The sequence below is a fragment of the Frondihabitans sp. PhB161 genome, from assembly GCF_003814635.1.
Taxonomy (GTDB): Bacteria; Actinomycetota; Actinomycetes; order Actinomycetales; family Microbacteriaceae; genus Frondihabitans.
In genome coordinates, this window is record NZ_RKQW01000001.1 from 738,687 (window position 1) to 751,479 (window position 12,793).

Sequence of the window (12,793 nt, forward strand, 5' to 3'; positions counted from 1 at the left end):
GCATCGCCGAATGGCCCTCGTCGCCGGCATCGGCGTGCTGCTCGTCGCAGGCGGCGTCACCGCCGGCATCCAGCTCGCTCAGCACAACGCCATCACTACCTCCGCCACCGCGCTGGCTCGCGCCGAAACCGACTCCGACCTCGGTCGTGCCCTCGCCCGCCCCCAGCAGCCCTCCGACCTTCCGCTGGGGTACCAGTCGGGCTCGGGCTCGGCCTACCCCGGCGACTCCTATCGCCTGGTGTTCGATGGGCAGCCGCGCGCCGGCTCGGCCGTGCTCCGCTGGCGCGTCTGGATCGGCCAGGGCATCGACTCGGGCCACCTCTGCCTCGTCGCCGCTTACAACTCGGCGCGCAGCGTGTCAACCTGTCTGCCCCGAGCCGAGATGCTCACCTCGACGGTCATGCTGACGAGCCCCGTCGGCGTGCAGCCGCTCTCGGTCACCATCACCGCCGGTCGGGTCGTCGTCGACGTCGGGTGAGTGCCGGTCGCTCACCACTGCGCCCGGCCCCGGCCCCGGCCCCGGGTGACAATTCAGGCCATAGCCGTCAGCCTGGGCCGGTCGCGGCCGGTTTTGCGGGGCGCAGATGCTTGTGGCCTGAATTGCCGCACCCACGTGAGCGGTGGCCGGGCCGGGGTCGGAGCTGGCCGGCTGTTGCGGTAACTCAGGTCATAGACGCGCGGATGGGCTGAGCGCCGCTGGTCTATGGGTGCCGGGCCCCTCTGGCCTGAATTGCCGAACGGAACGAACGCCGGGGGCTCGGCGGCAATTCTGACCGCTCGTCAGAGGGCCAGTCGATATCCGCGCTTGATGACCGTCTCCACGAGCCCCGGCACCTTCACCGTCTGCCGGAGGCGGCTCAGGGCTACCTCCAGCGCGTGGTCGTCGAGGAGTGCGGGGGTCGAGGCGGCCAGTTGGGCCCGTGAGACGACGTCTCCGCCAGCGGTGACGAGGGTGCGGAGCAGCGCGAGGGCCGTCGGAGGGAGGACGGCGCGCTTGCCGTCGATGCGGACGACGGCGCCGCGGAGCTCGAGTGGCCCGTGACGGGTATCAATCCGGGTGACTCGCTGCTGTTCGAGTTCGTCGCAGACGAGTTTGATGAGAGCCCCGAGGCGGAACCGATCGGGTTGTATGACGGGGATCCCCAGGCTGATCAATGGGCTGGCGGTGACGGGCCCGACGGCTGCGGCGAGGACCGCGGAGCGGAATCCCTCGGCGACCTCGGATAGCCGTCCGAGCGCTTCGGCCGTGCTGAAGAGAGCGTCGACGGCTGGCGCGCTCGTGAATGTGACCGCGTCGAGCTGTTGGCCGGAGATGGCCTCGATGAGCCGCTCGACACGGGCGTCGGAGGTGTCCGGGCTCAGCCAGCGGTAGGGGGCGACCGTCAGGACGCGGTGGCCAGCGGCGCGAAGCCGGTCGAGCTGGTGCTCGTCGGTGTAGCCGTGAAGCTGAATGGCGACGGTCTTCGGCTCCGGGAAGTCCGCAAGCGTCTTCGTGACGAGGCTCGCGGTCGTCTCCTGGTCGCTCATGCCGGTGTCGTTGAGTCCGGCGGCTCGGATCCCGCCTCGGGCTTTGGGGCCACGCACGAGGATGGTGGTGTCGGCGAGGCCCTCGACGAGCTCGTCGCCGAGACCCCCCGCATCGGCGACCTCGAACCAGCGGCGTATTCCGTACGAGGTCGTGGCAAGGAGAACGTCCGGTCGGGTGTCGATCATCGCTCGGGTGTCAGCGAGGATGGGGTCGTCGTCGACCTTGTCGGCCATCGTCAGGGTCGGTGCGTGGAGGACCGTCGCTCCACGTCGCTTGAGCGCGTCGATGAGGTCGGCCGACCGGCGGTCACTGGTGACGCCGATACGGAAGCCGTCGAGCTGGTCGGAGCGGAAGCCGACCGAGGCCGATTCGCCGCCGGAGGGGACATCGTTCATGGCCGCTATTCCAGTGGAGCGAGCGATGTCGCCGCGTCGAGGACGAACGTGCAGTTCGGGTCGTCCCGGTTCGCCAAAGCGACCACTTCGCCGATCACGAGCACGGCAGGCGAGGTGACTCCGGCTGCCGCGGCGTCGTAGACGATCCGGTCGAGCGAGGAGAAGAGCGAGCGTTGTTCCGTGGTGTAGCCGCGTTCGATGACGGCGATAGGAGTGGCCGCCGACAGTCCGTGCCTCATGAGTCCCTGGGTGATCTGCGGCAGGTTGGACACGCCCATGAGGACCACGATCGTGCTGGCGAGCCCCGCGAGTCCTCTGAGCTCGGTCTCGCTGAGGGGCGCGTGGCCCGAGACGACCGTGAACATCCGGCTGACCTCGCGGTGGGTGACCGCGATACCGGCGGCGGCGGGCACGGCCACGGCGCTCGAGACGCCTGGGATCACCGACACCTCGATCCCGGCCCGGCGGCAGGCCAGAACCTCCTCGCCACCGCGACCGAAGACAAACGGGTCGCCGCCCTTGAGGCGGACCACGCAGGATCCTGCGCCCGCGTGGTCGACCAGCAGCTTCTCGATCTGAGCCTGGGGTATGGGGTGGTGCCCCGGTGTCTTGCCGACATCGATGAGAACGGCATGAGGAGCAAGCTCAGCGAGACGTCGATGGGGTGCGAGACGGTCGAACAGCACCACATCGGCCTGGGAGAGGGCTTTGACGGCTCCGAGGGTCAGGAGGTCTTCGTCGCCGGGGCCGCCGCCGACGAGGAAGACGCGGCCGAGCGTCACAGGTCGGACCGCATCGGGATGCGGGGGCCGGAGAGGAGCACTCCCTGGCCGTCGGCCTTCTCGGCGTCGCTGGCCGGCCGGACCTGGCCGCGGGTCGGCACGCGAACGTGGCTCGGGTCGGGCTCGTGCGGGGCGTTCACGAAGGTGCGGAAGCGGCGGAGGCGCTCGGGGTCGCGGAGGGTGGCGGCCCACTCGTCTTCGTAGTTGTCGACGTGTTTCGCCATGGCCGACTCAAGTTCGGCGGCCAATCCGAGCGAGTCGTCGACGACTACCTCGCGGACGTGGTCGAGGCCGCCGTCCATCTCATCGATCCAGCGGGCGGTGCGCTGGAGGCGGTCGCCGGTCCTGATGTAGTACATCATGTAGCGGTCGATGTACTTGATGAGCGTCTCGTCGTCGAGGTCGGCGACTAGGAGCTGCCCGTGGGCCGGCTGGTAGCCGCCGTTGCCGCCCACGTACATGTTCCAGCCCTTGTCGGTGGCGATGATGCCAACGTCTTTGCCGCGGGCTTCGGCGCACTCGCGGGCGCAGCCCGAGACCCCGAACTTGAACTTGTGCGGTGCGCGGAGGCCGCGGTAGCGCAGCTCCAGGCGAACCGCCATCGCGACGGCATCCTGGACGCCGAACCGGCACCAGGTCGAGCCGACGCAGCTCTTCACGTTGCGGAGGGCCTTGCCGTACGCCTGCCCCGACTCGAAACCGGCGTCGACGAGCCGACGCCAGATGTCCGGCAGCTGGTCGAGGCGCGCCCCGAACATGTCGATCCGCTGTCCGCCGGTGATCTTCGTGTAGAGGCCGTAGTCGATGGCCACCTGAGCGATTACGGCGAGCTTCTGCGGCGTCACCTCGCCGCCTGGCATTCGAGGCACGACCGAGTAGGAGCCGTCGCGTTGGAGATTCGCCAGGGCGCGGTCGTTGGTGTCCTGGAGGCCGGCCCGACCTTCGCCGAGGATGTAGCCCTGATGCTGGCTGGCGATGATGGAGGCGATGACCGGCTTGCAGATGTCGCAGCCGCGGCCCGACCCGTAGGTGGAGATGATCTCGTCGAAGGAGGTCAGCCCGGTGACGCGAACGGTCTCGTAGAGCTCCTGGCGCGAGAGCGGGAAGTGCTCGCAGAGCGCCTTGGACACGGCGAGGCCCGACTTCGCCAGCTCCGTCTCGAGGATCTTCTTCACCAGCGGCACGCAGGATCCGCACTGCGTCCCGGCCCGTGAGCAGGTCTTCAGGGGGCCGAGCTCGGTGCAGGCGTCGCCGTCGGGTGTGCCGATGCCGTGGACGGCGTCGCGGATGGTGTGGGCCGCGACGTTGTTGCACGAGCAGACGAGGGCGTCGTCGGGAAGTTCCGTGTTCGCCGGCCCGTCGCCGCCGGCCGCGGAGAGGTAGACGCCGGGTTCGTCGGCGAGCTCGGTTCCGAGCAGCGGCCGCAGAAGCGAGTACGGGCTGGCGTCGCCCACGAAGATACCGCCGAGGAGCGTCTTGGCGTCGTCGGTCACGACGAGCTTCTGGTAGACGCCGCGCACAGGATCCGCGTAGACGACCTCGAGCGCTCCCTCTGTCGATCCCAGCGCATCCCCGAAGCTGGCGACGTCGACGCCGGCGAGCTTGAGCTTCGTCGCGTCGTCGATGCTGGTGAACTCGGCGGTGCCGCCCAGCAGCCGGTCGGCGACGACTTCGGCCATTGCGTTGGCGGGCGCGACGAGCCCGGTGCAGCGACCCTCGAACGACGCCACCTCGCCGACGGCGAAGACGTCGGCGACGGAGGTGCGGCAGTCGGTTCCGATGGCGATGCCGCCGCGGGGTCCGAGGTCGAGGCCGGCGGCGCGGGCGAGTTCGTCGCGAGGGCTGATGCCGATGGCGAAGACGACGAGGTCGGCGTCGAGCTTCTGCCCGTTGTTCAGCCGCACGCCGGTGACTGTGACGCCGTCGGCGGCGAGTTGCAGGTCGCGGGGCCGGGTGCCGAGGTGCAGGGCGATCCCCTTCGCGGAGATCACCCGGCCGAGTGCCTGACCGGCGCCCTGGTCGAGTTGCGCCGACATCAGCCATGGTCCGGAGTGGACGAGTGCGGATTCGGCGCCCCGGGCAGCGAGACCGCCTGCGGCCTCGAGCCCGAGCAGGCCGCCGCCCGCGACGACGACCCGGGGGGCGCGGCCGAGTGCCGCCGCGAGGCGATCGACCTCGTCACGGAGCCAGTCGACGTCGTCGATGGTCCGGTAGACGCGGATCTGCTCGGATCCGGCGATGTCGGGAACCGGAGCCGAGGATCCCGTCGCCAGCACGAGCTCGTCGTAGGGCAGGCGTCGCCCGTCATCCGTCTCGACGACGTGCCCGACCGTGTCGATCGCTGTCGCTCGCACACCGGAGAGGACGGCGACATGGTCGGGGTGCCACTCGCTCTGCGGCCGGAGCGACAGATCGACCGCCTCGTGCAGGCGCTGACTCAGGGCGACCCGATCGTAGGGCGCATGCGTCTCCTCGGAGACGACGGTGATGCGGGTGGTCAGCTCGGGATCGCGAGCGCGGAGGGCGTCGGCCGTGCGGTGCCCGGCCGGGCCTCCTCCGATGATGAGGATCTCGCGAGGGGTGGTCATGTCAGCAGACGTTACGGCGTGGCCGTGACGCCGTCGTTTCTGTCGTGTGTCGAGATCTTTACGACCACCCCACAGCAGGTGATGGGCGTTGTGAGGCTGGTTTCACGCGCGCGTAACCAGACTCAGCCGCTGGCTGAAACACGGTCCACGTAGCGTCATCCCATGACCTGGACGACCGCCTGCGCCGCCGCCGAGCTGGAGCCCCTCTGGGGCGAGACCGTGCTGCTCGACGGCCATCAGATCGCTCTCATCAAAGTGTCGGACGACGAGCTGTACGCGGTCGGAAATCAGGATCCGCACACCGGCGCCTTCGTGATGGCGCGCGGCATCGTGGGCTCCCGCGGCGATGCACCGACGCTCGCTTCGCCCCTCCACAAGGAGGTCTACGACCTCCGCACCGGCGCGGGTCTCTCGCATCCGGGCCTCAGCATCGACAGCTATCCGAGCCGCATCGTCGACGGCATGGTCGAGGTGCAGCTGCCGTGACTCTCTCGCTCGCTGCGAGCCCGCCCGCCCTGCTCGCCATCTCGCACGGGACCTCCTCGCCCGCCGGCCAGCTCGCCGTCGAGAACCTCGTGGCGGCGGTCGCCGAGGTCGCCACCGCATCGGTCCGCGGTGGTCACGTCGACGTGCAGATGCCCGACGTGCCCGCCGTCCTGTCGTCGCTTCCACCGGACGCCGACGCCGTCATCGTCCCCCTCCTGCTCAGCGCCGGCTTCCACGTCCACGTCGACCTCGTGAACGAGGCCGACAAGGTCGACCGCGACGTGGCGATCGCCCGCGCACTCGGGCCCGACGACCGCATCGCCCGGCTCCTCGCCCGCCGGCTGGGCGAAGCGCGCCTCCGCCGGGCCGATCGCGTCGTGCTCGCTTGCGCCGGCTCGACCGACGCCCGGGCCGTCGAGGACTGCTTCGAGATGGCACGGCGCCTCGGGGTGCTGATCCACCGGGAGGTGAGTGTCGGGTTCATCAGCGCGGCTCAGCCGCCATTGGCGGACGCCATCAGGAACTCCCGGGAGGGGGAGCCTGACGCTCGCGTGGTCGTGAGCACTTACCTGCTCGCGCCCGGCTACTTCAACGACCTCGCCCACGCGATGAACGCCGACCTGATATGCGACCCCCTCCTCATCACGGAGGGGCCAGCCCCGCGCGAACTCGTCGAGGTCGTACTCGATCGCTACGCCGACGCCGCCGCCCGCTACGCCGACACCCGCGCGCACCGACCTCTCACCCGTCGTCAGCGGGCGTGAGCAGAAAGTTACCGCTCGGCAACGGCCGCGTAATCGCCGCGGGCACATGCCGATGGTCCACTGATCTCACTCCCACCCCCGCCCCCTCGAAAGGATCCCGATGCCGAACCTGTTCACGCCCTACACGCTGAAGGGCGTCACGCTGCGAAACCGCATCGCGATGTCCCCGATGACCATGTACCGCTCGACCGACGGCAAGTTGGACGACTTCCACCTCATGTACCTCGGCGCCCGCGCCGCCGGCGGATTCGGCCTCGTGTTCCCCGAGCAGATCGCGATCACCCCCGACGGCCGCACCACCACGCATTGCGCCGGCCTCTACGACGACGACCAGATCGAAGGCCATAAGCGCGTCGTCGACATGATCAAGTCGATGGGCGGCGTCGCGGGCATCCAGCTCGGCCACACCGGCCGCAAGGGCAGCCTCGTCACCCCGTGGGAGGGCGGCCACATGCTTCCCCCGGAGCACGAGGCCGGCTGGCAGACCCGCGCTCCCTCCGCCATCGCCTACGGCGGGTCGATGCCGTACGTGCCGCGCGCGCTCACCGTCGAGGAGATCGCACAGCTCATGCAGGATTACGCCGACACGGCTCGCCGTGCCGTCGAGGCCGGCTACGAGTGGGTCGAGATGCACTTCGCTCACGGCTACCTCGGCAGCGAGTTCTTCTCGCCGCTCGCCAACCAGCGCACCGACCAGTACGGCGGCAGCCTCGAGAACCGCACCCGATTCCACCTGGAGGCGCTCGACGCCGTCCGCGCCCTTCTGCCCGACCACATCCCGCTGACGATGCGGCTCGGCATCGACGACCTGCACCCGGGCGGCGCCACCGTCGACGAGTCGATCACCGCCATCGGCTGGATGAAGGAGCACGGCCTCGACCTCGCCGACCTCAGCATCGGCTTCAACACCGACGACATGCGCGGGGACATCCCCATCGGCACCCTCGGCGGCATGGTCAAGAACGCCACCCGCGTGAAGGAGGAGGTGGGTATCCCGGTCGCCACGAGCTGGAACCTCGGCCAGCCCGAGATCGCCAACCGCGTGATCGAAGGCGAACTGCTCGACCTGGTCTACCTCGGCCGCCCGGCCCTCGCGAATGCCCACTGGCCCGTGTACGCCGCGCGCCTCCTCGGCTACGCCGACCCGTTCAGCCTCGTTCCCGAGGACTGGGCCTGGTGGCTGCGCAACCTCCGCGGCGCAGACGAGGCCATCGGCTGGCCCGCCGCTACCGACGGCGCGTCGCTCACACAGGTCGCCGGGGTCGCCGCCGCGGCGCCGATCGTCGACGAGACGGTCGCGGAGCCTGCCGAGGCTCTCGCCGAGGACGCTGTAGAGGAGCGCGAGCTCGAAGTCGCCTGACCGCCCCCGCGCCGAAGCCCCGAACCGTTCGCGGTTCGGGGCTTCGGCGTGCCCGAGCACGGCAATAGTGCGAGCCGCGCGGCCGGTGCGGCAATTCAGGACTAAGGCACGAGACGGGGCGCGGCGGGGGCTAGTTGCCCGGGCCCCGCTGCTTATGGCCTGAATTGCCACCAGCAGCCGCAACACCCGCAGCGGCCGCCCCACCCGCACCCGCCCCACCCGCACCCGCCCCAACCCCCACGCTCAGCGTCGCGAGCAGCCGCAGCAGCCCGGCCGAGTCGGCGTCGTCGGCCGCGTGCAAGATGACCAGGAGTTGCCCGTCGGTCCCGCGGATGGCGAGCTTCTCGCGACGCAGCGTCAGGTCGCCGACCTGAGGGTGGCGGTACTGCGTGGTGCCGCCCTGGCCCGCACGCACATCGTGTCGGGCCCACAGGCGGCGGAACTCGTCGCTGGCGAGCGACAGCTCACCGACGAGCTGCACGACGCGCGGATCGTCGGTGTCGGTGCCGATCGCCGCCCGGAAGTTAGCGACGATGCCGGGGAGGAGGCGCGACCAATCGGGGTAGAGCGCGCGCTCATCGCGGTCGAGAAACACGTCGCGAAGCCGGTTGCGGCCGACGGCGAGGCTGGGGTTGAGGGCGGTCGCCAGGTCGTTCGTGGCGAGCACGTCGAGGGCGCGGCTCTCGACGAAGGCCGGCAGGCCGAGCACTCCGAGCAGCTGGCGGATGGATTCGGGGGCGACTTCGCGTCGGATCCTGGGCTTCGCGGTGCGAGCGGAAGCTGGCTGACCAAGCCGGACCAGATGCTCGGTCGCCTCGTCGTCGAGCTGGAAGACCCCGGCGAGCGCGGTCAGCACCTGCACCGAGGGGTTGCGGTCGCGGCCCTGCTCGAGGCGGAGGTAGTAGTCGGCGCTGATCCCGGCGAGCATCGCGACCTCTTCGCGGCGGAGTCCGGTGACGCGGCGGATGCCCCCGACCCGCAGGCCCACGTCGCTCGGCTGCACGAGTTCGCGGCGTGCGCGGAGGAACTCGCCCAGCTCCGTCGACTCGCTCATGGGGCAACGCTAACCCCGCGCGCCCCGATCGTGCCTGGCCCTGCCAGACCCAGGAACGCCGGGGCACTGCCGCCCGCGCTCCACCAGGCGCACGATGGATGCATGACCAACACCACTCTTCCCGGCGGCGTCTTCTCGGCCGCGCCCGACCTCCAGCTCACCCGCGTCGGATACGGCGCCATGCAACTCGCCGGCCCCCACGTCTTCGGCCCGCCTGCCGACCGCGACGGGGCGCTCGCCGTGCTGCGCGAGGTCGTCGAGCTCGGCATCACGCACATCGACACCGCCGACTTCTACGGCCCCTTCGTCACGAACGAGCTGATCAAGGAGGCGCTGCACCCCTACACGAGCGACCTCCGCATCGTCACGAAGGTCGGTTCGCAGCGCGATGACGAGGGCAACTGGATCCCGTCGACCACCCCCGAGTCGCTGACGAAGCAGGTGCACGACAACCTCGGCCGTCTCGGCGTGGAGGCGCTCGACGTGGTGAACCTGCGTATGGGCGGGTTCGACGCCCCCGAGCCGGGCTCGATCGCGACCGAGTTCGAGGCGCTCGTCGCCCTGCAGAAAGAGGGGCTCATCAAGCATCTCGGGCTCAGCACCGTCAACGCCGAGCAGATCGCCGAGGCCCAGGCCATCGCGCCCATCGTGACCGTGCAGAACTTGTACAACATCGCCAACCGCCGAGACGACGCGCTGATCGACTCTCTCGCGGCGCAGGGCGTGTCGTACGTGCCGTACTTCCCGCTGGGCGGCTTCACTCCACTCCAGTCAGAAACTCTAGGATCCGTCGCGGCCGAACTCGACACCACCCCGATGTCCGTGGCCCTCGCCTGGCTCCTTCAGCGGTCTCCTAACCTGCTGCTGATTCCGGGTACCTCGTCGCGCGCGCACCTCCGCGAGAACGTGGCCGGCGCCGGGCTCGAGCTGTCGGCCGATGTCGTCGCGCGCTTGGATGCGATCGGCGCCTGACACCGGCGCTCACGTGATCGCAGGCGGGGCGGCGGATCAGCCGCCCCGCCCGAGAAAGGGCGATCAGTCGGTCGGCAACCACACCCGCATGGTCGACGGGCCCTCGTTCGCCCAGGTGGCATAGGGGCGAAGGATCCCCTCCGACGCCCCCCGACCCTCGTCGGCAGGGGCTTCGCCGTACGGCCACCCCGCCCGTCCGAGGCCGTCCGTGCCCAGGGCTCCGGCCGTTCCGGGCGCGGCAGGCGTCACCAGCGTCACGCCGGCCCCGGTGTCGGTCGTCACCAGCGGCGCGGTGGTGTCGACCCGCACGTCGTTGACCGTGCGCCCGGAGGCGGGCTCTTCGAGGCAGAGCACGAGCGGCCCGCGCTCGACGGCGACGGTGCCGCGAACGGCGTCGATCCGCGGGTCGGGTGTGACCCAGCGCGCCTCCATCGGCAGGTCGAGAACGACGGTGTCGCCGGGGGCGAACCGGCGCGTGACGCTGACCGTCTCGCCGTCGACCCGCTCGGGAGCGTCGGATCCGACGGTGACGTCGGCGTGGCCGGCCCAGGCGGGGATCCTCAGGGTCAACGTGACCTCGCTGGTCGTCTGCTCGCGCGAGGTGACCACGATGCGGCCCTCGGCCGGGTAGCCGCTGACGACCGAGAACGAGACCGGGGTGCCCGAGTCGAGCGTCGTGTCGATGTCGTAGCTGCCGTACTGGTGCAGCTGCAGGCCGTCGTGGGTCTTGGTCGCGAAGTAGAGCTCGACGCTGGCGAGGGTGCGGGCGACGTTCGTCGGGCAGCACGAGACCTCGAACCAGGGTGCGCGGAGGCTCGACAGGGCCCGGGCGTTCAGCTCGTCTTCGTCGGGCACGGTGCCCGGAACGCGCTGGTGCAGCGTGTTCGTGTAGAAGAACGCCCGACCGTCTTCGCGCGGCGACGCCATGACGTTGTTCAGCAGCGTCCGCTCGAGCAGGTCGGCGTACTTCGTGTCGCCGTGCTGCAGCAGCAGCCGCCACGACAGCATGTTCGAGCCGATGCCCGCGCAGGTCTCGGAGTAGGCGCGGTCGGGCGGCAGCTCGAAGTCGGCGCCGAAGGCCTCGTCTTGGTGGTGCGATCCCATTCCGCCGGTGATGTAGGTGCGAGTCGCGACGGTGTGGCTCCACTGCCGCTCGACGGCTGCGGCGAGGGCCTGGTCGCCCAGCTCGACCGCGACGTCGAGCGCTCCGGAGGCGAGGTAGAGGGCGCGCACGGCGTGACCGCGGAGGGTCTCCGCTTCGCGCACCGGCTGGTCGTCCTGGAAGTACTCCTGACCGTACTCGATCGGCTTCAGTAGACCGTGGCCGCGACGCTCGACGAACAGCGCCGCGAGCTCGAGGTAGCGGGCGTCGCCGGTGGCGCGACCGAGCTCGGCGAGGGCGGGTTCGATCTCGGGGTGTCCGCACACGGCCTCGCGCCCGGACGGGCCGAAGGTGGCATAGAGGTGGTCCGCCAGGCGGATGGCGACATCGACGAGGCGGCCGGATCCTGCGGTTCGGATTCGCGCGACGGCCGCCTGAATCAGGTGACCGAAGCAGTACAGCTCGTGGCCCCACTCGAGGTTCGAGTAGCGGGCGGGCTGGCCGGGGCGGCCGAAGCTGGTGTGCAGGTAGCCGTCGGCCTCCTGCGCCGAGGCGACCCGGTCGACGAGGGAGTCGTAGCGCTGCTGCAGGTCGGGGTTCTCGCCGTGGCCGAGATCCCACGCCATCGCTTCGAGCAGCTTGTAGATCTCGGAGTCGACGAACTCGATGCCGGAGTGCTCCCAGTCGGTCTCGCCGCTGGCCGCCCGGTCGAAGTTGCCGATCCAGCCGATCCTCTCCATCCACGCCTCGCAGTGGGCGAGGACGACGTCGGAGTTCGTACGCTGCCACGAGCGCCAGTAGCCCTGGGTCAGCCGGATCTCGGTGGAGTCGAGCGGGGTGAGCTTCGAGGTGGACGGGGCGACGGGACCGCCTCGGAAGGTGGAGTGCGTCTGTGGGTCGGAGGGGATCGGGGTGTCGATGAGCTGGGTCATGGGTCAGTCCTTCACGGCGCCGGCGGTGACACCGGCGGCGACATAGCGTTGGGCGACGACGAGGAGAATCGTCGCGGGGATGGAGGCGACGACGGCGGTGGCCATGATCGCGTTCCAGTCCTGGTTGTTGTTGCCGATGTAGCGGTAGATGCCGAGCGTGATCGTCTGCGACGTGCCGCCCGAGTTGAGGGTCGACGAGAAGACGAAGTCCGACCAGGCCCAGAGGAACGCGAAGAGGCTGACCGTGACGACCGAATTGCGGCTGACCGGCAGCACCACCGAGGTGAACGTGCGCCAGGTGCTGGCGCCGTCGAGCTTCGCGGCCGACATCAGCTCGTCGGGGATCCCCGACATGAACGCGGTGAAGATCAGCACGCCGAACGGCACGGCCAGGGTCGAGTCGGCGATGATGAGCCCGCCGGCCTGGTTCAAGATGCCGAGGTTGAGGTAGATCGCGTAGAAGCCCATCGCGATGATCACCTGCGGGATCATCTGCGCGACGATCAGGATGAACGACAGCGCGCCACCGCCCCGGGGGCGGAGCTTGGCCAGCGCGAACGCGGCCGGTGCCGAGACGGCGACCGTCAGCACGACGGTGCCGAGGCCGACCAGCAGGCTGGTGCCGAGGTAGGGCAGCTGCTGCTGGATCACCTGCGTGTAGCCGTCGAAGGTCGCGTTGAAGGGGAACCACGACGGCGGGGTGCTGCGCATCTCGGAGGCAGGGGTCAGCGAGACGTTGACCATCCAGTAGACGGGAAACAGCATGATGGCGGTGAAGAGCACGCCGAGGGCGGTCTTCCACATCGTGCGCGGGCCGCGGTTGCGTTTGG

At 70.0% G+C, this 12,793-nt stretch carries 11 protein-coding genes; 5 read left to right on the top strand and 6 right to left on the bottom strand.

What is annotated here, in order from left to right; all coding sequences use genetic code 11:
* Positions 1 to 10 precede the first annotated feature (10 nt).
* The gene (locus EDF39_RS03620) at positions 11 to 478 is read left to right on the top strand and encodes a hypothetical protein (protein WP_123940565.1); all 468 of its coding nucleotides are present in this window, start codon (positions 11 to 13) and stop codon (positions 476 to 478) included.
* Positions 479 to 780: 302 nt separating this feature from the next.
* Here the strand turns inward: EDF39_RS03620 and EDF39_RS03625 are convergent, their stop codons facing one another.
* Genes EDF39_RS03625 through nirB form a run of 3 tightly spaced genes read right to left on the bottom strand, consistent with a single transcriptional unit; the run spans position 781 to position 5,293 of the window.
* Positions 781 to 1,923 (bottom strand): uroporphyrinogen-III synthase, encoded by a 1,143-nt coding sequence (locus tag EDF39_RS03625; RefSeq protein WP_123940567.1) that lies wholly within the window; start codon positions 1,921 to 1,923, stop codon positions 781 to 783.
* A gap of 5 nt (positions 1,924 to 1,928) precedes the next feature.
* Positions 1,929 to 2,705 carry a uroporphyrinogen-III C-methyltransferase gene (gene cobA / locus EDF39_RS03630; RefSeq protein ID WP_123940569.1) on the bottom strand — a complete coding sequence of 259 codons (777 nt, stop codon included), beginning with the start codon at positions 2,703 to 2,705 and terminating at the stop codon, positions 1,929 to 1,931.
* The gene (gene nirB, locus EDF39_RS03635) at positions 2,702 to 5,293 is read right to left on the bottom strand and encodes a nitrite reductase large subunit NirB (RefSeq protein ID WP_123940571.1); all 2,592 of its coding nucleotides are present in this window, start codon (positions 5,291 to 5,293) and stop codon (positions 2,702 to 2,704) included. Before nirB ends, cobA begins: the two co-directional genes overlap by 4 nt.
* Before the next feature lie 162 nt (positions 5,294 to 5,455).
* Here nirB and nirD point away from each other — a divergent pair, with 162 nt between their 5' ends.
* The 3 genes from nirD to EDF39_RS03650 all read left to right on the top strand — a co-directional run bounded on the left by nirD (position 5,456) and on the right by EDF39_RS03650 (position 7,903).
* Positions 5,456 to 5,779 (top strand): nitrite reductase small subunit NirD, encoded by a 324-nt coding sequence (gene nirD / locus EDF39_RS03640; protein WP_123940572.1) that lies wholly within the window; start codon positions 5,456 to 5,458, stop codon positions 5,777 to 5,779.
* Positions 5,776 to 6,543 (top strand): sirohydrochlorin chelatase, encoded by a 768-nt coding sequence (locus EDF39_RS03645; protein ID WP_123940574.1) that lies wholly within the window; start codon positions 5,776 to 5,778, stop codon positions 6,541 to 6,543. Before nirD ends, EDF39_RS03645 begins: the two co-directional genes overlap by 4 nt.
* Positions 6,544 to 6,643: 100 nt before the next feature.
* Positions 6,644 to 7,903, top strand: a complete 1,260-nt coding sequence (locus EDF39_RS03650; RefSeq protein ID WP_123940576.1) for an NADH:flavin oxidoreductase/NADH oxidase — start codon at positions 6,644 to 6,646, stop codon at positions 7,901 to 7,903.
* Between the two features lie 130 nt (positions 7,904 to 8,033).
* On the opposite strand, the gene EDF39_RS03655 is transcribed toward EDF39_RS03650, so the two are convergent.
* On the bottom strand, positions 8,034 to 8,957 hold the full coding sequence (locus tag EDF39_RS03655) for a helix-turn-helix domain-containing protein (protein WP_123940578.1): 924 nt from the start codon (positions 8,955 to 8,957) through the stop codon (positions 8,034 to 8,036).
* Positions 8,958 to 9,059: 102 nt separating this feature from the next.
* On the opposite strand from EDF39_RS03655, the gene EDF39_RS03660 reads away from it, so the two are divergent.
* Positions 9,060 to 9,929 carry an oxidoreductase gene (locus tag EDF39_RS03660; protein ID WP_123940580.1) on the top strand — a complete coding sequence of 290 codons (870 nt, stop codon included), beginning with the start codon at positions 9,060 to 9,062 and terminating at the stop codon, positions 9,927 to 9,929.
* Positions 9,930 to 9,992: 63 nt separating this feature from the next.
* Here the strand turns inward: EDF39_RS03660 and EDF39_RS03665 are convergent, their stop codons facing one another.
* Entirely contained in the window at positions 9,993 to 11,963 is a 1,971-nt protein-coding gene (locus EDF39_RS03665) for a glycoside hydrolase family 127 protein (protein ID WP_123940582.1), read from the bottom strand.
* A gap of 3 nt (positions 11,964 to 11,966) precedes the next feature.
* Positions 11,967 to 12,767, bottom strand: a complete 801-nt coding sequence (locus EDF39_RS03670; protein ID WP_123942250.1) for a carbohydrate ABC transporter permease — start codon at positions 12,765 to 12,767, stop codon at positions 11,967 to 11,969.
* Positions 12,768 to 12,793 lie beyond the last annotated feature (26 nt).

Bases quoted from the DNA above. Each gene is read 5' to 3' on its own strand.
- EDF39_RS03620 (WP_123940565.1), top strand. From the start codon at position 11: ATGGCCCTCGTCGCCGGCATCGGCGTGCTGCTCGTCGCAGGCGGCGTC.
- EDF39_RS03625 (WP_123940567.1), bottom strand. From the start codon at position 1,923: ATGAACGATGTCCCCTCCGGCGGCGAATCGGCCTCGGTCGGCTTCCGC.
- nirB (WP_123940571.1), bottom strand. From the start codon at position 5,293: ATGACCACCCCTCGCGAGATCCTCATCATCGGAGGAGGCCCGGCCGGG.
- nirD (WP_123940572.1), top strand. From the start codon at position 5,456: ATGACCTGGACGACCGCCTGCGCCGCCGCCGAGCTGGAGCCCCTCTGG.
- EDF39_RS03650 (WP_123940576.1), top strand. From the start codon at position 6,644: ATGCCGAACCTGTTCACGCCCTACACGCTGAAGGGCGTCACGCTGCGA.
- EDF39_RS03655 (WP_123940578.1), bottom strand. From the start codon at position 8,957: ATGAGCGAGTCGACGGAGCTGGGCGAGTTCCTCCGCGCACGCCGCGAA.
- EDF39_RS03660 (WP_123940580.1), top strand. From the start codon at position 9,060: ATGACCAACACCACTCTTCCCGGCGGCGTCTTCTCGGCCGCGCCCGAC.
- EDF39_RS03665 (WP_123940582.1), bottom strand. From the start codon at position 11,963: ATGACCCAGCTCATCGACACCCCGATCCCCTCCGACCCACAGACGCAC.
- EDF39_RS03670 (WP_123942250.1), bottom strand. From the start codon at position 12,767: ATGTGGAAGACCGCCCTCGGCGTGCTCTTCACCGCCATCATGCTGTTT.